The organism is Baekduia sp. (assembly GCF_035685985.1).
Taxonomy (GTDB): Bacteria; Actinomycetota; Thermoleophilia; order Solirubrobacterales; family Solirubrobacteraceae; genus Baekduia.
Map to the genome: position 1 here is coordinate 177,133 of NZ_DASRZV010000029.1, position 18,300 is coordinate 195,432.

The following is an 18,300-nucleotide window of genomic DNA, read 5'->3' on the forward strand; positions in this document are numbered from 1 at the left end:
GACGCAGCACCGGCGGGCCGGGGTCGCTCCTCCTCCGGCCCCGGCCCGCCCGATGGTTCATACGAGCGCACGAACCATCGCTTCGGCTTTGCACAGGCGACACAGTGGCGCCGTCCCCGGCGTCGGGCAACAATCGCTCTCGTGTCGTGAAGGAACGTTCGTTCAGGCATTCGACGATGCCGACGGCGCTCCGGCAGAACCCTCGATCAGCGGAGTCACCGCCTTGAAGATGAAGAAGTCGGCCGCGTGGATGCTCGTGGCCCTCGCAAGCAGCGCGGCCGTCACGGCCTGCGGCTCGACCAAGGGCGCGGCGGCTCCCGACACGGGTCACCTGACGACGACCACCGCCGCGGCGGTCGCCGACGCCGGCGACGTCACCTGGGCCCTGAACTACGAGCCCCAGTCGATCGACCCGATCCACGCCTACGCGGAGTCGGAGAGCGCGGTCGGGGCGAACCTGTGCGAGGCGCTGATCCACGTCAACCCGGATCTCACGACGAGCCCGGGGCTCGCGACGCCGTCGCGCCCCGACCCGACGACGTTCGTGTACGACCTGCGCTCGGGCGTCAAGTTCTGGGACGGCCATCCGCTCACCGCCGACGACGTCGTCTACAGCCTCCGGCGGAACATCGAAGCGGACCAGGGGTCCTACTACGCGGACTACTTCCGGCGCGTCAAGAGCATCGAGAAGACCGGCCCGATGCAGGTCACGATCAAGCTCACCGAGCCCGACTCGCTGCTGTGGCAGGTCATGGGCGTCCTCGGCGCGGCCGTGGTGGAGAAGGACTACGCCCAGAAGGCGGGCGACCGCCTCGGAACCGCCAAGGGCGGCCTGATGTGCACCGGGCCCTACAAGCTCGACGGCTGGCAGCCCGGCTCGTCGATCCGCCTGGTCCGCAACGACGCCTACTGGAACGCGAGCGCGCGCGCGAAGAACCGCTCGATCACGTTCCGCTTCCTCAGCGACCCGTCCGCGGCGACGAACGCGCTCGTCACCGGGACGGTCGATGGCATGTACGACCCGCCCGCGTCCGGGCTGAGCCGCCTGCAGCGCTCGCCGGGCACGCTGACGCTCGGCGAGAACACCTACGTGCACTTCCTGCTGCCGACCGAGTCCAAGAGCGTGCTGCGCGACGTCGACGTCCGCAAGGCCCTGTCGATGGCGATCGACCGCCAGGCGATCGCCAAGACGGTCTACGCCGGCACGGCCCAGCCGGCCCGGACGTTCGTGACGCCGTTCTCCTGGGGCCCGAACGCGCAGATCAGGAAGCTCTATGAGGACGGGGCGTGGCGGCAGGCCGGGGAGCCGAAGGTCGATCTCGACGGCGCCAAGGCCCTCGTCGAGAAGGCCGGCGCGTCGGGTCGGTCGATCACCATCGGGTTCCCGACGGGCGGGTTCGAGGAGCAGCTGATGCTCGCGGTCGCCGACGCCGCCAAGCGCATCGGCCTGGACGTCAAGCTGCACGGCATCGCGCCCGAGGCGTACGCGAACATCTACTTCGATCCGAAGGCGCGCAAGGGCCTCGACGCCATCTTCGGGCCGTTCTCGGTGGACAGCCCGGACCCGATGGCGTTCTACCTGACCTTCCTGCCCGAGATCCAGTCCGTCTACAACTACCCGCGCTACTCGAACGCCTCGGCGTCGAAGCTGCTCCGCCGCGCGTGGGAGACCTACGAGCCCGTCGAACGCGCACGGCTGTCCGTGGAGGCCGAGGAGAAGATCATGGCGGACCTGCCGTTCATCCCGCTCGTGATCCCGGCGACCAACCTGTACATGAAGAAGGGGATCACCGGCGCGGTGCCCACCTACGCCTTCATGCACAGCGCGTGGGCCGCCGGAGTCGGCGCCTCGGGTCAGTGACGTGCCGATGGCGCGCTTCGTCCTCATCCGCCTCGCGTCGATGGTCGCCACCGTCGCGGTGGCGAGCATGGCCATCTTCGCGGCGCTGTTCCTGGCGCCCGGCAGCCCGATCTCGTTCATCGTGGGCGGCCGCAGCGTCTCGCCCGAGCGGCTCGCGCAGCTCAACCAGCAGTACCACCTCGACGACCCGTTCCTCGTGCGCTGGTGGGATTGGTCCCGCGGCGCCGTCCACGGGGACTTCGGCCAGTCGATCGTGCGCCGCACGGACGTCTGGTCGGTGGTCGAGCCGCGCCTCGGAGCGTCGGTGATCCTGGTGATCTACTCAGCGATCCTCATCATGATTGTCGGGGTCGCGCTCGGGATGCTCTCGGGGCTGCGCGGCGGGTGGGTGGATCGCTCGGTCACCTTCGTCACCAGCTTGGGCCTGGCGACGCCCGCCTTCGTCGCGGCGATCGTCCTCATCTGGCTCTTCGCCGTCGAGCTCCCGCTGTTCCCGGTCTTCGGCGGCGGCAGCGGCCTGGCCGACCAGCTCTACCACCTGACCTTGCCCGCCGTGGCGCTCGCCCTGGCCGGCGGCGCCTACGTCGCCCGTGTGACGCGCGCCGCGGTGCGCGAGGAGAACCAGCGCGAGCACGTCGAGACGGCCCGCGCCCGGGGGCTCCCGGAACGGCTGGTGATCCGCCGCCACGTCGTGCGCAACGCGATGATCCCGATCACGACCGTCGCCGGCCTGACGGTGGCGTCGCTGATCGCCGGGACGGTGGTCGTGGAGACCGCGTTCGGGATCGACGGGATCGGATCGTTGCTGGTCCAGTCGGTGCAGCAGAAGGACTTCGCCGTGGTCCAGGCCGTCACGCTGCTGATGGTCGTGGCCTTCGTCGTGCTCAACACGGTGGTCGACCTCCTGTACTCGGTCCTCGATCCACGGCTCTCCCTCGGTCGCGGGGCCCGCGGATGAGCGTCACCGCGGACGCGCCCGCCACGGTCGCGACGGCCCGCCGGGCCGGTCGGGTCGCCGCGTGGCGCCGTGAGATCGGCACGCCGGCGACCTGTGCCGCCGGCGTGATCGTCCTGCTCATGTCGGTCGCGCTGCTCGCGCCGGTGCTGGCGCCGCACGACCCGGCGGCCGTCGACCTGTCCCAGGCCTACGCCGGCCCGTCCGGCGATCACCTGCTCGGCGCCGACGGCTCCGGACGCGACCTCCTGTCGCGGTTGATCTGGGGCAGCCGGACCGCGCTGCTGGGCCCGATGGCGCTCGTCCTGATCGCGACCGTCGTCGGTGCGGCGATCGCGCTCGTCAGCGCCTGGCTCGGCGGACCGTTCGACTCCGTGATCTCGCGCGTGCTGGACATCGTGTTCGCGTTCCCCGCCGTGCTCCTGGCGCTCGTCGTCGCGGCGATGTTCGGGCCGGGGCTCACCGCCGCGGTCATCGCGCTGGCGATCGCCTACGTGCCGTACGTCGCGCGGATCACGCGCTCGGAGGCGATCCGCCAGCGGCACATGGCCTACATCCAGGCCGGTGAGCTGCAGGGCCTGTCGGGCTGGGTCATCGCCCGCCGGCATCTCCTGCCCAACGTGATGCCGCTGATCGTGGCGCAGATGACCGTGTCCTTCGGCTATGCGATGGTCGACCTCGCCGCCCTGTCCTACCTCGGGGTCGGCGTCCAGGCGCCGACCGCCGACTGGGGCGCGATGGTCGCCAGCGGGCAGCAGGGCGTGATCCAGGGCCGGCCGGCGGAGTCGCTGTGGGCCGGCGGCCTGGTCGTGGTGGTCGTGGTCGCGGCGATGCTCCTGGGCGATCGCGTCGGCGCCCGTGACCCGGAGCTGACGCGATGACCGCGCCGGCGCTCGAGCTCCGGCGGCTGACCGTCGACCTCCCGACCCGTGAGGGCCTCCGGCGCGTGGTCCGCGACGTCTCGTTGCGCATCGACGCGGGCGAGGCGGTCGGCCTGGTGGGCGAGTCCGGCTCAGGGAAGTCGATGACGGCGCGATCGGCGATGCGGTTGCTTCCGGCCGGCGCCGTCGTCGGCGGGACGATCGCGGCGTTCGGCGACGCGGTGCAGGACATGAGCGCCCAGCGTCTGCGCGAGCTCCGTCGCGAGGACGTCGCGATGGTCTTCCAGGACCCGCGGGCGCACGTGAACCCGGTGCGGACCGTCGGCGACTTCCTGACCGAGGGCCTGCGGTACGCGGGCGCGGGCAACGCCGAGGCGCTCCGGCGTGCCGAAGGGCTGCTGGCCGAGGTGCTGATCGCCGATCCGGGGCGCGTCCTGCGCCGCTATCCGCATCAGCTCTCCGGCGGCATGCTGCAGCGCGTGATGATCGCGTCGGCGCTGGCGACGTCGCCCCGGCTGCTGCTCGCCGACGAGCCGACGACCGCGCTGGACGTCACCACGCAGGCCGAGATCGCGGCGATCCTCGACCGGCTCCGCCGCGAGCGCGGGCTGGCGATGCTCTTCATCACGCACGACCTCGACCTGGCCGCGGCGATCTGCGACCGGACCGCCGTGATGTACGCCGGCGAGCTGGTCGAGGTCCAGCGCTCCCGGTCGCTGCACCACGAGCCGCGTCACCCCTACACGTCCGGCCTGATCGCGTCGCGGCCGAGCGTCTCCGCCACGGCCGAGCGCCTGCCCATGCTGTCGGGCCGGTCGATCGGCGCGTGGGAGGTCGAGGGCGGCTGTGGCTTCAGCGACCGGTGTCGCCATGCGCAGGACGCCTGTCGCGTCGAGCCGCAGTCCCTCCGTGCCGTCAACCAGGGCGAGGTGGCGTGCCGCCGCGCCGAGGAGATCCAGCATGACCTCCACTCGCGGATCGAGGCCACCGTTGACTGATCCAGCCGCTCCGGTGGTGCGCGCGACGTCGCTGCGCAAGGTCTTCGGTGGACCCGCCGGCCAAGCCGACGTCGTCGCGGTCGACGACGTCTCGTTCGCGTTGGCACGCGGCGAGTCGCTGGCCGTGGTCGGGGAGTCCGGCTCGGGCAAGACGACGGTGGCCCGGATGCTCGTCGGGCTCGAGCGCCCGACCGCCGGCGAGATCGAGTTCGAAGGCCGCCGCCGCGAGCACGGGCGGCGGATGCCGACGCGCGCGCGCCGGGAGTGGGCGCGGATCGTCCAGATGGTCTTCCAGGACAGCTACTCGTCGCTGGACCCACGGCAGACGATCGCCGACGGCCTCGACGAGATCGTCGGGCTGCACGAGGGCGGCGCGCCCGCGGCGCGGCAGGCGCGGGTCGCCGAGCTGCTGGATCAGGTCGGTCTGTTCGAGCGGGTCGGCCGGGCGCGACCGGCGAACCTGTCGGGCGGTCAGCGACAGCGCGCGGCGATCGCGAAGGCGCTCGCCGCCCGGCCGAAGGTGCTGGTGCTCGACGAGTCGGTCTCGGCCCTCGACGTCTCGGTCCAGGCGCAGGTGCTCAACCTGCTGGCCGACATCCGGCAGGCGACGCGGATGTCGTACATCTTCATCTCGCACGACCTGGCCGTCGTCCGCCAGGTCGCCGACCGCGTCATCGTGATGCGCGGCGGCGTCGTGGTGGAGGAGGGCCGGACGGCCGCCGTCCTGGACCGTCCCGTCGACGCCTACACGCGCCGCCTGCGCGAGTCGGTGCCGCGCCCGGGCGGGCGCCCGGGCGCGGCGGTGGCTCAGGCCGAGTAGAACCGGCCCAGGACGTAGGGCGCGTAGTCGTGCCCGTCGCCCTCGAGCTCGACCACTTCCCGGATCTTGTAGTTGTCGACGCCGGCGACGTTCACGCCGTCGCGGAACGCGCCGACCGGGATGGTCGCCACCCCGGGGTCGAACGGCGACTCGAACAGCGTGAGGTCGACGTCCACCAGCGGCTGGGAGCGGTGGAGGTTCGTCTCGATGTCGGTGATCACGAGCTGGGGGTTGGACATCGACATCCCCGTCGGCGCGAGGTAGCCCCGCAGCTCGAAGTACACGGCATGGTGCGTCTCGGCCGGATCGACCTGCTCGGCCGCGCCGAGCGTGCCGCGCAGCTCGACCAGCCGGTGGTGCTTGCGGTCGACGAAGGCGTACAGGTCCTTGCCGTCGTCGAAGAGGTCGACCGCGCCGAGCTTCTTCGGCATCCCCCAGAGCTCACGGCCCTTCTCGATGTTGATCTCCTCGGTCTCGATGACCGTGAGGCAGTACAGGCCCTCCTCGCCGTCGTGGACCGCGTTGATCCCGACCATCGCGGCGCGGTCGCGCTGGGCGACGCTCGGGACGCCGTTGCGCCAGTCCATGAAGGCCATGGCGGAGACCGACAGCGTCGGGTCGGGAGCCGGCTCGAGGCACGGCGGCAGCACGCTCCGGGAGAACTCCTCGGTCGTGGCGAAGGTGGCGAGCGCCGTCATGTGGCGAAACGGCAGCGAGTACGGCGTGGGGTAGTGGCCGCGGATCTGCTCCGGCGTCCAGAGGTAGCTCATCGGTGTCCTCGTGTCGTGGTTCGATGCATCGACTGGCGATCGTCACGACGGGCATGTCCCGGAGCAACCGACTCATACGACAACGCCGGTCGCGGGCGATCGTCGTTGCGTACGAACGCTGCTTGAACGAACGTTAAGTCATGTGCTACGGTCGTCCGGTCACCAAGTGCACCGGAGGAGGTCGCATGGGTCGCACGGTTGCCAACGCCAAGGTCATCGACCTGGCCTCGCGCCGACCTGGAATCGTCGTGGGGGACCTGCTCGGGATGGCGCATCTCCGCACGCGCTGCGTCGCCGGGGCGCGCGGCCTCGATCGCGTCGCCACCTGGGCGCACGTCTATGACGTCCCGGAGCCGTGGGAGTGGCTGGCCCCGGGCGAGCTGGTGCTCAGCAACGGGTTCGGCATCCCGGCGGGAGCGCGGGCGCAGCGGGAGTACCTGACGCGCCTCGACGACGCCGGGGCGGTGGGCCTGGCGATCGCCGAGGGCCATCACGGGCCGCCGCTGACCGACGAGCTGCGAGCGACGGCCGACCGGCTCGCCTTCCCGTTGCTGGAGACCGCGTGGGAGGTCTCCTACGCGATGATCGCCCGCGCGGTCGCCGAGGCCGGGCGAGATCAGTCCGGCGATCTCCTCGCCCGCACTCAGCGCGTCTACGGGGCGCTGAGCGCCGCCGCCGCGGCCGGGCGCTCCGGTGGCGACCTGCTCGCCGAGGTCGCCGCATCGCAAGGCTGCCGGGCGGTCGTGCTGGACCGGCGGACGGGGCAGCCGCTCATGGGCACCGGCACGGTCGCGCGCCCGCTCATCGACCAGGCCGTGGCGTCGATGCGCGGCGACGGCCGGTCCGCGGCCAACGCCATCCGCGTGACGTGCGGTCAGGAGCGCGGCTACGGCGTCGGGCTGCCGCGCGAGCAGGACGCGATGCTCCTGATCTGCCATCGGCACGGGCGGGCGCCGGAGCCGGTGATCGCCCGGCACCTCGCGGCCGTCGCGGCGGGCGAGCTGGAGCGCATGACGGTGGAGCGGAGGCGGGAGCAGGACCGTGGCGCGGTGGTGCTGCGGGACATCGTCGCGGGCGAGAGCGCGGGCGACCTCGTCATGACCGAGCTCGAGCAGCGCGCGCTCGTCGGAGAGCTGCTGGTCGCCGCGGTCGACGTCGTCGACCGCGACCCGGAGCTGCGCCGCCTGTACCTGGCGCTCAGCGAGCTCGGGGCGGCGCCGCTGACGCTGCTGTGCGGCGACCGCGCCCTCTTGGTGATCACGACCGACGCCGCGGTGACCGAGCGGATGCTCGCGATGGTCGACGACCCCCGGCACATCGGGATCTCCGAGCCGTTCGCGGACGCCGGCCGCATCGTGCAGGCCGTGCAGCAGGCCCTGTGGTCGCTCGGGCTGGCCCGGACGACCGGCGAGCGCGTCGTCCGCCACGCCGAGCAGCGACTCGCCGCGTTCCTGCCCGCCAGCGTGGGGGAGGCCCGGCAGGTGGTCGACCGGATCCTCGGCGCGGTCATCGCCCACGACGAGGAGAAGGGGGCCGGGCTGGTGGAGTCGCTGCGCGTCTTCCTCGCCTGCAACCGGTCGTGGCAGAACGCCTCCCGCCAGCTGTTCATGCACAAGCAGACCCTCGTCTACCGCATGCACAAGGTGGAGGAGCTCACCGGCCTCAAGCTCGACCGCACCGACGACGTCACGCAGCTGTGGCTCGCGCTGCGCACCCGCGAGCTGCTGCTGTGACGGCCCGCGCCGGCCGGCCCCCGCGTACGCCATCGCCAAGCTCATGTACAACAACAACATCGAACATGCCGCGCTCGACGAGATCGGGCCGAAGCCAGGGGCGACGGAGGGACAGCCGGTCGAGTCCCTCGTGACCCTGCACGACGACGGCCGCGTCCACCGCGGGGTGTGGCAACGCACGCCCGGCACGTTCCCGTCGGCGCGCGGCCGGGCAGCCGCCGTCGTGGGCCCGCTGCTGCGCGATCGCGCCTTCGTCGGCGGCCGCTGGATCGAGGCTGACGACGGTGCGTCGTTCGCGGTGTCCGACCCTGCGACGGGCGCGGTCGTCGGGCGCGTTCCCGCGCTCGGCGCCGCGGAGACGCGGCGGGCGATCGACTCGGCCGCAGGTGCATTCGGTCGGTGGGCCGAGCGGCCCGCGGCTCAGCGCGGCCGCCTGCTGCGCACGTGGGCGGATCGCCTGGTGGAGCGCGCGGAAGCGCTGGCGACGCTGATCGTGCTCGAGCAGGGCAAGCCGCTCGCGGAGGCGCGCGCCGAGGTCGCCTACGCCGCCGCCTACCTCGAGTGGTTCGGCGAGGAGGCCAAGCGTGCCTACGGCGAGACCATCCCGGCGCCCGAGCGAGACCGGCGGCTGATCGTCGTCAAGCAGCCGGTCGGCGTCGGTGCCGGCATCACCCCGTGGAACTTCCCGGCGGCGATGGTCGCGCGCAAGGTCGCGCCGGCGCTCGCCGCCGGGTGCCCGATCGTCATCAAGCCGGCGGAGCAGACGCCGCTGACGGCGCTGGCGCTGGCCGCCATCGCCGAGGAGGCGGGCCTGCCTCCGGGGCTGCTGCACGTCGTCACCACCGATCGCGGCGGCGCGCCCGCGGTCGGCCGGGAGCTCACCTCGAACCGCGCGGTGCGGAAGCTGAGCTTCACCGGCTCGACCCCGGTCGGCAAGGCGCTCGCGACCGGGTGTGCCGGGGGCGTCAAGCGCGTCTCGCTGGAGCTCGGCGGCAACGCCCCGTTCATCGTGTTCGACGACGCCGACCTGGACGCCGCGGTCGACGGCCTGCTCGTCGCCAAGCTCCGCAACGCGGGGCAGACGTGCGTGGCCGCCAACCGCATCCTCGTCCACGCGGCCGTCCATGACGAGCTCGTGGATCGCTTCGCCACGGCGGTCGCGCGGCTCCGCGTCGGCGACGGCCTCGACGACGGCACGGATCTCGGTCCGCTCATCGACGCGCGAGCCGGCGAGAAGGTCGCCGGGCACCTGGCCGACGCGCTGGACCGCGGCGCGACGCTCGTCGCCGGCGGCGACCACGACGGGCCGTGGTTCTCGCCGGCGATCGTCACCGGCGTGACCCCGGGGATGCGCGTCGCGTCCGAGGAGACGTTCGGGCCGCTGGCGGCGATCACCCGCTTCGACGACGAGGACCAGGCGATCGCGCTCGCCAACGGCACGCCGTTCGGGCTCGTGGCCTACGTCTACACGCGCGACGCCGGCCGGGTCTGGCGCGCGGGCGAGGCGCTCGAGGTGGGGATGGTGGGCGTCAACACCGGCGTGGTCTCGACGGAGGTCGCCCCGTTCGGCGGCGTCAAGGAGTCCGGGATCGGGCGCGAGGGCTCGCGCCACGGCCTCGACGAGTGGCTCGATCTCAAGTACATGGCCATGGGGGGCGCCGGTCGTTCCTTGGTATGAACGCTGGGCGAGGGCCGTCCCATCGACCGATGGCCGCGGCCGTCGCCGGCCAGCAGGCTGGTGCCCATGACCGCACCCCCTGTTCCTGACCTGGACACCGACCTGTTCATCGGCGGAGAGCTCGTGTCCAGCGACGGCGTGCCCATCGCGGTGGAGAACCCGGCCACCGAGGAGCACCTCGCCGACGTGCCGGACGCGACGCCGGGGGACATCGATCGCGCGGTCGCGGCGGCGCGGCAGGCGCAGCGGGCCTGGGCCAAGGTCGACCCGCTGTCGCGCGCGGAGCTGCTGCACGAGTGCGCCGGCCGGTTGCACGACGCGCGGTCGGCGCTCGGCCGGACGCTCACGCTGGAGTCGGGCAAGACGCTGAAGGAGTCCGTCGACGAGGTCGAGTGGTGCGTGACGGCGTTCCGGCACCTGGCGGAGACGGCGCGGGCGTCGGGTGGCCGGGTCGTCGGCCCGACCAAGCCGGGGCAGATGAACTTCGTGGTGCACGACCCGGTCGGCGTCGCGGTGCTGATCATGCCCTTCAACTATCCGCTGGCGCTCCTGGCCTGGCAGGCGGCGGCGGCGCTCGCCACGGGCAACGCGTGCATCGTCAAGCCCTCGGAGCTGACGCCGCTGGCGACGCTCCAGATGGCGCGGGTGCTGGACTGCCTGCCGCCGGGGACCTTCAACGTGGTGACGGCGACCGGGGCCGGCGCCGCCAGGCTCGTCGATCATCCGGGCACCGACATGATCGCGTTCACCGGGTCGGTCGCCACCGGGGCGCGCATCATGGCCGCGGCCGCGCCGCGCATCAAGAAGCTGCTGCTCGAGCTCGGCGGGTCCGACCCGTTCATCGTGGCCGGCGACGCGCCGCTGGAGACCGCGGTGCCGGGCGCGGCGTTCGCGGCGTTCCTCAACGCCGGCCAGGTGTGCACGTCCGCCGAGCGGTTCTACGTCGAGCGCCCGCTCTACGACGAGTTCATGTCGCGGCTGCTCGACACGACCGCGCGGATCCGCGTCGGCGACCCGCTGGCCGACGTCGACGTCGGCTCCATGATCTCCGGGCCGGCGCGCGATCGCATCGCCCGGACGCTCGATCGACTGCATGACCGCGGCGCCACGGTGCTGGCCGGGGGCGGGGTTCCCACCGGGCTGGATCGCGGGTACTTCCACGAGCTGACCATCGTGGAGGTCGGTGACCCGGCCGGGCAGGCTCCAGAAGGTGAGGTCTTCGGACCGCTGGCGACCGTCACGCCGGTCGACTCCGTCGACCAGGCCATCGAGCTCGCCAACGCCTCCCCGTTCGGGCTGGGCGCCAACATCTACACCACGTCGTTGCGGACCGCCATGCGTGCCGCGACCGAGCTGCGGGCGGGAACCGTCTGGATCAACGATCCGCTCAAGGACAACGACGCCGCGCCGTTCGGCGGGCAGAAGATGAGCGGCCTCGGCCGGGAGCTGGGCTCCGAGGGCATCACGGCCTTCTGCGAGCCCAAGCACGTCCACATGGACTTCGAGGCGGCGCCGTCGCCGGAGTGGTGGTTCCCGTACGAGCGGCCGGACGTCGATGCCTGACCTCGCGTCGATCGCTCCCAGGCCCTGGTGGGTCGAAGAGGCGCTCGCCGTCGACCCGGGTCCTGAGACCGCGCCGCTCGACGAGCAGGTGTCCGCCGACGTCTGCATCGTCGGTGGCGGCTACGCCGGGCTGTGGACCGCGTTGCGCATCAACGAGCTGCGGCCGGATACGCGCATCGTGCTGGTGGAGGCCGACATCTGCGGCGGCGCCGCGTCCGGTCGCAACGGTGGCATGGCGCTCACGTGGTGGCCCAAGATCGAGACGCTGATCAAGCGTCTCGGCCGGTGGGAGGCCTATGAGGTGGCGCGGTGCTCCGAGCAGGAGATCGCGCATGTCGGGCGTTTCTGCCGGCAGGAGGGCATCGACGCCCACTACCGGCAGGGAGGCTGGCTGTGGACGGCCACGGCCGGCGCCCAGCGCGGGGCGTGGGCCGGCGCGCTGCGGCTCGCGAGCGCCGAAGGCGACGAGCCCTTCGTGCGGTTGGGCGTCGAGGAGGTCCGCGCGCGCCTGGGCTCCGACGCGCACCTCGGCGGCGTGTTCGAGCCGGCCGCCGCCACCGTCCAGCCGGCGCTGCTGGCGCGGGGCCTGCGACGGGTCGCGATCGACCGCGGCATCCGGATCTACGAGCACACCGCGATGCGCGAGCTGCGCCGCCGTCCGCTGGCGGTCGTCACCGACCGGGGGGCGGTGCGCGCGGAGTCCGTCGTGCTGGCGACCAACGCCTGGGCCTCGCAGGACCTGGGGCTGCGATCCGCCCTCGTGCCGATCTCCAGCGACGTCGTGGCGACCGAGCCCGTGCCGGAGCTGCTGGAGCGGATCGGCTGGACGGGGGACGAGTCGGTGTCCAACAGCCGGCTCATGGTCGACTACTACCGCACGACGGCCGACGGCCGGATCGTCTTCGGGCGGGGCGGTGGCGCCCTCGCCTTCCGCGGGCGCTTCGGCCCGGGCTGGAACGCCGACCGCGGTCGCGCCGCGGCGACGATCGCGGCTCTGCATCGGCTCGTGCCCGCCGCGCGCGACGCGCGCATCACGCACTACTGGGGCGGCGCCGTGGATCGCAGCACGGACGGGCTCCCGTTCGTGCGCCGCGACCCGCGTGGGGCGCCCATCTTCCACGTGGCGGGGTTCTCCGGCAACGGGGTCGCGGCGGCGCCGCTCATGGCGCGGGTGGCCGCGTCCTGCGCGCTGGAGCGCACCGACCGCTGGAGCGGCAGCGGGCTGGCGTCCGGGGTGCCCGGGCGGTTTCCCCCGGAGCCGATCCGCTACCTGGGCGGACGGCTGGTGCGGGAGGCCGTGCGCCGCAAGGAAGAGCGCGACGACTCGGGCCGTCCCGTCGATCGGGCCACGCTCCGGCTGGCCGCCCTGGCGCCGTCCGGCTTCTTCAAGGTCGGCCATGACGAGCCCGACACCATCAACTAGAGGCGAGGAGCCTGCGATGAGCTATGTCTGGACCCCCGAGCAGGTCGAGCGCTACCGCTCGTACTACGACGACATCAGGACGCACCACACGTACTCCTACGTGACCTTCGCCACGACGGAGGCGTTCGTCCGGAGCGTGCTGCCCCCGTGCCTGGAGCCGTCGGCGCAGCCGACGGTGACCGTCGCGGTCATGGCGTTCATGGAGTGGATCGGCGGCGTGCCCAACCGCGCCGGCCGCGACCGCGCCGCGTCCATCGCGGTCGGGGCCCGCTACGGCGACGAGGAGGGCGTGTACTACCTGACGGTGATCGAGTCCGAGGAGGTCAACATCGTCACCGGGCGCGAGCTCTGGGGCATGCCCAAGAAGGAGGGCTCGATCGACCTCTTCGAGGACGGTGAGCAGCTCTTCGCCGTCGTCGAGCGCAAGGACCACCGGTTGATCGAGCTGCAGGCGGCGCTCGGCGAGCCGCAGCACGTCGGGCCCGAGGAGGAGACCGAGATCTACTTCGAGCTCCGGGGGCACTTCGGCCCGAACCTCAAGGGCCTGTCGAACGTCCAGCTCGTCGTGTTCGAGAACCGCACGCTGACGAAGCGGTTGCAGGCGCTCACCGTGGCGCACGTCGGGCTGACCGGCTCGCCGTTCGATCCGGGCGTCGGGACCGTGCCGCTGGGCGAGCAGGTGGACGGCGCTCACCTCGGCGGCGAGACCTCCTACATCATCCGCGACGTCGTCGACCTCGACGGCGACGGCAACGACTACACGCCGTACCTCGCGGGGCGGCTCTACGACGACTGGCCCGACGTGCGGGCCACGGACGGCCGCGTGATCGGCAGCGCCGACGCCGCGGTCGCCTGAGCGCGGGCGCGAGCGTCCCGCGCGATGATCGTCGAGGAGCGGCCGGAGGGTCCTGTCACGGCTCCGCGCCGGCTGCTCGTCGCGATCGCCGCGGTGCTCGCGCTGGACGCGACGTTCTACTCGGCCGTCACGCCGCTGCTGCCGACCCTCGAGCGCCAGTTCGGGCTGACGGCGTCGGCGGCCGGCCTGCTGGTCGCGACGTACGCGCTCGGCCTGCTGGCGGCGGCGCTTCCCGCCGGGTGGCTCGCCGCCCGGATCGGCTGTCGTCCGGCGATGGTGCTGAGCCTGATCCTCTTCGCGATCGCGAGCGCCGCGTTCGGGCTCGGGACCTCCGCGACGGTCCTCGACGCGACGCGCGGACTGCAGGGCGTCGCGGCCGCCGTGACCTGGGCGGCGGGCTTCGCGTGGCTCGTCGCGGTCGGTCCTCGCGAGCGACAGGGCGCGCTGCTCGGCGCCGCGATGTCGGCGGCGGTCGCCGGAAGCCTCTGCGGCCCGATGCTCGGCGCGCTCGCGGCAAGCGGGGGACGCGGCCCCGTGTTCTGCGCGATCGCCGTCGGCGCCGTGGCGCTGGCGGTCGTGATGCGGCGGCTCCCGGCGCCGCCTCGGAGCGGTGACCTGCGCCTTGGGCCGACCGTCCGCGCCCTGGCGGCCGGCGCCGGTGCGACCGGCGGGTGGGTCGTGCTGCTCGCCGGCCTGATGGTCGGCGGCATGGCGGTGGCCGCGCCGCTCACGCTGGACGGACTGGGCGCCGGCCCGGCGGGGATCGGCATGGTGTTCGTGCTGGCGGCGATCGGCGAGGTCGCGATCGGGCCGGCGGTCGGTCGCCTCGTCGATGCGCGCGGAGCGGGTCCGCCGATTCGCCTGACGCTCATCCTGATGGCGTCGCTCCTGGTGCTCCTCAGCCTCGCCGCGACGCTGACGCTCACCGTCGCGCTGCTCATCGTGGTGCTGCCGCTGGCCATCGCGCTGCTCACCCCGGGGTACGCGCTGATCGGAGGGGTGGCCGAGCTCCGCGGGATCGCGCCCGCGGGGCTGTTCGGCGCGGGGAACCTCGCCTGGGCGGGCGGAGAGGGGCTCGGTGCGCTGGCCGCCGGATGGCTCGCGAGCGGCGGCCGGCCCGACCTCATGTACTTGGCCGTTGGTGCGCTCGCGCTGTTGACGGCGGTGGCGCTTCGTACGAAGGTCTGAACCTGGGCCGAGCGCCCACGCTCCGGACGTATGCTGCGGTGGCGGCGCTGCGCAAGCCGTCGCTTCTGTCGGACCGCCGGAGGAGGGCGACGTCGTGGCGTTCACTGTCCGGGACCTCGTCGAGGTCCCGTTCCTGAAGACGCGGGTCCTGGCCGGTCGTGACGGCGCTGGACACGCCATCCACTGGGCGCACAGCTGCGAGCTCGCGGCCCCGTGGGACTGGCTGGGGCGCGGCGATCTGCTGATGACGAACGGGTTCGCGATCCCGGCCGACCGCGACCAGCAGGTCGTGTTCGTCCGCAAGCTGGAACAGACCGGCATCGCCGGCGTCGCCATCGGCGAAGGGCTCCACGCGCCGCCGCTGGCGGGCGCGATGCTCGCGGAGGCCGATCGCCTCGGCTTCCCGGTGCTGAGCACCGCCTATGACGTGCCGTTCATCGCCGTCGCTCAGGCCGTGGCACAGGCCAACCGCCATGGCGAGCAGGAGCGCATGACGCGCACCATGCGCATCTACGAGGCGGTGCGTCAGGGCGCGCACGAGACCCCGGCGGAGATCGTGCGCCGCATCGGGGCGGACCTCGCGACCCGCCTGCACATCGTCGACCGGGCGGGCGCGCCGCTGCTCGACGTCGATCCCCTGGAACCCCGTCTGCGCGAGCAGATCGTGGCCGTGGTCGATGAGCGGGACGGCAGCCTCCCGGCGATCACGCGCGTGCCGGACGGCGCGCGCCAGGCCCTCGTCGCGCCGGTGCCGGCGTCGGAGTTCGCGTGTCTCGTCGCACGGCCGCGCGGCGACGCCGCCCCGGCGCTCTCGGTGCTGCAGCACGTGGCCGCGGTGGTGGCGATCGAGATCGAGCGGAGCGTCGCGCAGCAGGAGGCGCAGCGCCGGCTGGGCAGCGAGCTTCTGGCCCATCTGATCGATCGCCGCATCGACGCCGAGTCCGGAGGCCGGCGGCTGGCCGACTTCGGCCTCGGCGGCGTCGAGCTCGTGCTGCTGGCCGTCGACGCCGACGGCCACGCGGGTCCGGAGATGCTGAACCGGGCGTTGCGCCGGGACGGCGTTCCCACCCTGCAGCTGCGCCGCTCGAGCATCATGTACGTGTTGCTCCCCAGCGGCTCGGCCGACGACGTCGGCGCCGTGCTCGACGCGGAGCTCGTGGTCGGGGCGAGCGCCCCGCTGAGCGGCGTCGGGCAGGTCCCGGACGCGGCGAAGGAGGCCCGCTGGGCGCTCGAGGCGGCGCGCGGTCGCCAGCGAGGGTTGACGCGCTACGGGCAGGAGCCGCCGCCGTTCATGCCACGGACGGTGACCGAGGCGCGCTCGTCCGCCGACGCGGTGCTGGGCGATCTCCTCGCCTACGACGCGGAGCACTCGGGCGACCTGGTCCGCTCGCTGCGCCTGTTCCTGGCGGAGAACCGCTCATGGCAGCGTGCCTCGACCGCGATCGGCGTCCACAAGCAGACGCTCGTCTACCGGATGCGGCGCGTCGAGGAGCTGACCGGCCGGCGCCTCGACGACACGGGCGACGTCGCCTATCTCTGGCTGGCCCTGAGCGCCCACGACCTGCTCTCGCACGCGGACGAGCCCATCGGCCTGCAGCCGGCCGCCGCAGCCGGTGGACCTTCAGGCTGAGCGAGCGCCTCGAAGACCTGCCGGACGCGGTTCTCGGCGCTCAGCCGCTCGTGACCGGCGGCGCGCCGAAGCGGCCGGGCGCGAAGATGCCGGTGCCGGGGCGTTGGCCCTCCACCAGGTCGGCGAGGATCTCGCCGACGACGGGGGCGAGCTTGAACCCGTGTCCCGAGTCGCCGGTGGCGATCAGCACGGCAGGGGCGTCGGGGTGCTCGCCGAGCACGAAGTTCACGTCGGGCGCGTTGGTGTAGCGGCAGGTGTAGCTCTCGACCGGGCGGGCGGGAAGCCCGGGTAGGCGGGCGCGGACGTAGGTGTCGATCAGCGCGAGGTCGTCGGGCGTGACCGCGGCGAGGAACGCGTCGCCGTCCTGGCCGAGCAGGCCGCCGTGGTGGATGCTCGCCTTGAAGCGGCCGCGTCCCTCGGGCAGTCCATAGAAGCACTCGCCGTGCTCGGAGGGGACGGCGATCGGCGCCATCCGCGCGGCGTCCGGCGTCTCGTAGACGGCGACGACCTGCCGCTCGACGTCGATCGGCAGCTCCGCGTGGAGCAGGCTGGGCGCCGCGACGCCGACCGTGAGGACGAGCCGCGCCGCGCGCCGCTCGCCCCTCGTGGTGGTGACCCGGACGCCGGCGTCGTCCGGCGCCCAGTCGAGGACCGGCTCGTCGCAGCGGACCTCGGCGCCGAGCCCGGTCGCCAGGGCGAGCTGCGCGCGGATCGCCGGCTCGGGCCGGAGCACCCCGCCGCTGGGCTCGAACACGACGAGCTCGTCGGGCGCCAGCGCCAACCACGGGAACCGCGCCGCGGCGGCACGCCGGTCGAGCACGTCGTGCGGAACGTCGCCGGCCCGGTAGCTGGCCAGCGCGCCCTCGACGATCGCGTGGCCGGCGGGGCCGGCCGAGATCGCTCCCGGCGTCACGAGGAGCTCCGTGCGGCTGGTGCGCTCGAGCTCGCGCCACAGGGCGTAGGCCCGGGTCATGAGCGGCGCGTACTCGGGAGACTCCGGGCTGGTCATGCGGATCACCCGCCCGTCGCCGTGGTGCGACCCGTGACGATGGGGCGGCCGGCGAGCGTCGACGCCGAGGACGCGATGGCCGCGGGCGGCCAGGCACCGCAGCGTGGCGCTGCCCCAGGCACCGAGCCCCGCGACGATGACGTCGAAGGTCTCTGCGTCGTCGTGCATGACGAGCTTGAGTCTATGCCGGGGCGCCGGCTCCGCCGGTGCCCGTCAGCCCGCCCGCACCATGGCGAGGACGAGCTCGGCGTAGCGCTCGGCGACGTCGTCGGGGGACAGCTCGCCGGTCGGGTCGTACCACGACTGGACGTGCTCGCAGAGCGTGATGATCGCGAACGCCGTCACCCGGATGTCCTCGATCACGAACGCGCCGCCGGCGACGCCCGCGTCGAGGATCCCGCGCAGGCGATCGAGATGGCGCCGCTGCTTGGCGACGAGCGAGCGCCGGTGGCGCGGCGACAGCGTGTGGACGATGTCGCGCATGCCCAGGGCCATCGTGTAGGCGCCGGCCGCCTCGCGCTGCTCGAGCTTCCACACGGCATGCGCGGTCACGAACTGCCGCAGGAGCGCGGGCGGCGTCGCGCCCGTCAGGCGCGCTTCGACGCTTGCCATGAAGGTCTCGAGCAGGTGCTCCATGGAGGCCAGGAAGAGATGCTGCTTGCTCTCGAAATGCCAGTAGAGGGCCGGTGGGGACATCCCGACCTGCTCCGCGATCGCCTTCAGGCTCGTGGCCCGATACCCGTCGCGGACGAAGAGGGCCGTCGCCGCATCGATGATGCGCTCGCGGCTGTCGCCATGTCGGTCGTCGTCGGTGACGATTGTTGCGCGGACGTCGGTCATGTCGGATCTGCTCGAACGAACGATCAGGTTAGACGGTGGGCGGGATGGACGCGAGCGATGTTCGTTCCAACTCGACCGAGGTTCTGTCGATGTTG

At 73.0% G+C, this 18,300-nt stretch carries 15 protein-coding genes; 12 read left to right on the forward strand and 3 right to left on the reverse strand.

Features of this window, described 5'->3' with window-relative positions; genetic code table 11:
- Nucleotides 1-229 precede the first annotated feature (229 nt).
- The 5 genes from VFG42_RS20055 to VFG42_RS20075 are packed head-to-tail and all read left to right on the forward strand — an operon-like array spanning nt 230 to nt 5,515.
- On the forward strand, nt 230-1,861 hold the full coding sequence (locus VFG42_RS20055; RefSeq protein ID WP_324910631.1) for an ABC transporter substrate-binding protein: 1,632 nt from the start codon (nt 230-232) through the stop codon (nt 1,859-1,861).
- Nucleotides 1,862-1,868: 7 nt separating this feature from the next.
- Nucleotides 1,869-2,819: an ABC transporter permease gene (locus VFG42_RS20060; RefSeq protein ID WP_324910568.1), complete on the forward strand. Its 951-nt coding sequence runs from the start codon at nt 1,869-1,871 to the stop codon at nt 2,817-2,819.
- Entirely contained in the window at nt 2,816-3,697 is an 882-nt protein-coding gene (locus VFG42_RS20065; protein ID WP_324910569.1) for an ABC transporter permease, read from the forward strand. The genes VFG42_RS20060 and VFG42_RS20065 overlap by 4 nt, the downstream gene beginning before the upstream one ends.
- A complete protein-coding gene (locus tag VFG42_RS20070) occupies nt 3,694-4,695 on the forward strand; it encodes an ABC transporter ATP-binding protein (protein ID WP_324910570.1) in 1,002 nt (333 codons plus the stop codon). The genes VFG42_RS20065 and VFG42_RS20070 overlap by 4 nt, the downstream gene beginning before the upstream one ends.
- Entirely contained in the window at nt 4,658-5,515 is an 858-nt protein-coding gene (locus VFG42_RS20075; RefSeq protein WP_414642420.1) for an ABC transporter ATP-binding protein, read from the forward strand. The genes VFG42_RS20070 and VFG42_RS20075 overlap by 38 nt, the downstream gene beginning before the upstream one ends.
- Here the strand turns inward: VFG42_RS20075 and VFG42_RS20080 are convergent.
- Nucleotides 5,503-6,285: an acetoacetate decarboxylase family protein gene (locus VFG42_RS20080; protein WP_324910572.1), complete on the reverse strand. Its 783-nt coding sequence runs from the start codon at nt 6,283-6,285 to the stop codon at nt 5,503-5,505. The two genes, VFG42_RS20075 and VFG42_RS20080, sit on opposite strands and share 13 nt — an antisense overlap.
- Nucleotides 6,286-6,470: 185 nt before the next feature.
- Between VFG42_RS20080 and VFG42_RS20085 the strand changes: the two genes are divergently transcribed.
- The 7 genes from VFG42_RS20085 (at nt 6,471) to VFG42_RS20115 (ending at nt 16,356) form a co-directional block, all read left to right on the forward strand.
- Entirely contained in the window at nt 6,471-8,018 is a 1,548-nt protein-coding gene (locus tag VFG42_RS20085) for a PucR family transcriptional regulator (protein ID WP_324910573.1), read from the forward strand.
- A gap of 43 nt (nt 8,019-8,061) precedes the next feature.
- Complete coding sequence (locus VFG42_RS20090) at nt 8,062-9,696, forward strand: NAD-dependent succinate-semialdehyde dehydrogenase (protein ID WP_324910574.1); 1,635 nt, start codon at nt 8,062-8,064, stop codon at nt 9,694-9,696.
- Nucleotides 9,697-9,762: 66 nt separating this feature from the next.
- The gene (locus tag VFG42_RS20095) at nt 9,763-11,259 is read left to right on the forward strand and encodes an aldehyde dehydrogenase family protein (RefSeq protein WP_324910575.1); all 1,497 of its coding nucleotides are present in this window, start codon (nt 9,763-9,765) and stop codon (nt 11,257-11,259) included.
- Nucleotides 11,252-12,682 (forward strand): FAD-dependent oxidoreductase, encoded by a 1,431-nt coding sequence (locus tag VFG42_RS20100; RefSeq protein WP_324910576.1) that lies wholly within the window; start codon nt 11,252-11,254, stop codon nt 12,680-12,682. Before VFG42_RS20095 ends, VFG42_RS20100 begins: the two co-directional genes overlap by 8 nt.
- A gap of 16 nt (nt 12,683-12,698) precedes the next feature.
- Nucleotides 12,699-13,538 carry an acetoacetate decarboxylase family protein gene (locus tag VFG42_RS20105; protein WP_324910577.1) on the forward strand — a complete coding sequence of 280 codons (840 nt, stop codon included), beginning with the start codon at nt 12,699-12,701 and terminating at the stop codon, nt 13,536-13,538.
- Between the two features lie 24 nt (nt 13,539-13,562).
- A complete protein-coding gene (locus VFG42_RS20110; RefSeq protein WP_324910578.1) occupies nt 13,563-14,726 on the forward strand; it encodes an MFS transporter in 1,164 nt (387 codons plus the stop codon).
- Nucleotides 14,727-14,820: 94 nt separating this feature from the next.
- On the forward strand, nt 14,821-16,356 hold the full coding sequence (locus VFG42_RS20115; protein ID WP_324910579.1) for a PucR family transcriptional regulator: 1,536 nt from the start codon (nt 14,821-14,823) through the stop codon (nt 16,354-16,356).
- A gap of 40 nt (nt 16,357-16,396) precedes the next feature.
- On the opposite strand, the gene solA is transcribed toward VFG42_RS20115, so the two are convergent.
- Both solA and VFG42_RS20125 read right to left on the reverse strand, forming a co-directional pair.
- Nucleotides 16,397-17,533, reverse strand: coding sequence for an N-methyl-L-tryptophan oxidase (gene solA / locus VFG42_RS20120; protein ID WP_324910580.1), 1,137 nt, complete (start codon nt 17,531-17,533; stop codon nt 16,397-16,399).
- Between the two features lie 45 nt (nt 17,534-17,578).
- Nucleotides 17,579-18,205 (reverse strand): TetR/AcrR family transcriptional regulator, encoded by a 627-nt coding sequence (locus VFG42_RS20125; protein WP_324910581.1) that lies wholly within the window; start codon nt 18,203-18,205, stop codon nt 17,579-17,581.
- Nucleotides 18,206-18,300 lie beyond the last annotated feature (95 nt).

What these genes read in the sequence shown, in the direction of transcription:
- VFG42_RS20055 (WP_324910631.1), top strand. Translation starts at nt 230, where the DNA reads ATGAAGAAGTCGGCCGCGTGGATGCTCGTGGCCCTCGCAAGCAGCGCG.
- VFG42_RS20060 (WP_324910568.1), top strand. Translation starts at nt 1,869, where the DNA reads ATGGCGCGCTTCGTCCTCATCCGCCTCGCGTCGATGGTCGCCACCGTC.
- VFG42_RS20065 (WP_324910569.1), top strand. Translation starts at nt 2,816, where the DNA reads ATGAGCGTCACCGCGGACGCGCCCGCCACGGTCGCGACGGCCCGCCGG.
- VFG42_RS20070 (WP_324910570.1), top strand. Translation starts at nt 3,694, where the DNA reads ATGACCGCGCCGGCGCTCGAGCTCCGGCGGCTGACCGTCGACCTCCCG.
- VFG42_RS20075 (WP_414642420.1), top strand. Translation starts at nt 4,658, where the DNA reads ATGACCTCCACTCGCGGATCGAGGCCACCGTTGACTGATCCAGCCGCT.
- VFG42_RS20080 (WP_324910572.1), bottom strand. Translation starts at nt 6,285, where the DNA reads ATGAGCTACCTCTGGACGCCGGAGCAGATCCGCGGCCACTACCCCACG.
- VFG42_RS20085 (WP_324910573.1), top strand. Translation starts at nt 6,471, where the DNA reads ATGGGTCGCACGGTTGCCAACGCCAAGGTCATCGACCTGGCCTCGCGC.
- VFG42_RS20090 (WP_324910574.1), top strand. Translation starts at nt 8,062, where the DNA reads ATGTACAACAACAACATCGAACATGCCGCGCTCGACGAGATCGGGCCG.
- VFG42_RS20095 (WP_324910575.1), top strand. Translation starts at nt 9,763, where the DNA reads ATGACCGCACCCCCTGTTCCTGACCTGGACACCGACCTGTTCATCGGC.
- VFG42_RS20100 (WP_324910576.1), top strand. Translation starts at nt 11,252, where the DNA reads ATGCCTGACCTCGCGTCGATCGCTCCCAGGCCCTGGTGGGTCGAAGAG.
- VFG42_RS20105 (WP_324910577.1), top strand. Translation starts at nt 12,699, where the DNA reads ATGAGCTATGTCTGGACCCCCGAGCAGGTCGAGCGCTACCGCTCGTAC.
- VFG42_RS20110 (WP_324910578.1), top strand. Translation starts at nt 13,563, where the DNA reads ATGATCGTCGAGGAGCGGCCGGAGGGTCCTGTCACGGCTCCGCGCCGG.
- solA (WP_324910580.1), bottom strand. Translation starts at nt 17,533, where the DNA reads ATGCACGACGACGCAGAGACCTTCGACGTCATCGTCGCGGGGCTCGGT.
- VFG42_RS20125 (WP_324910581.1), bottom strand. Translation starts at nt 18,205, where the DNA reads ATGACCGACGTCCGCGCAACAATCGTCACCGACGACGACCGACATGGC.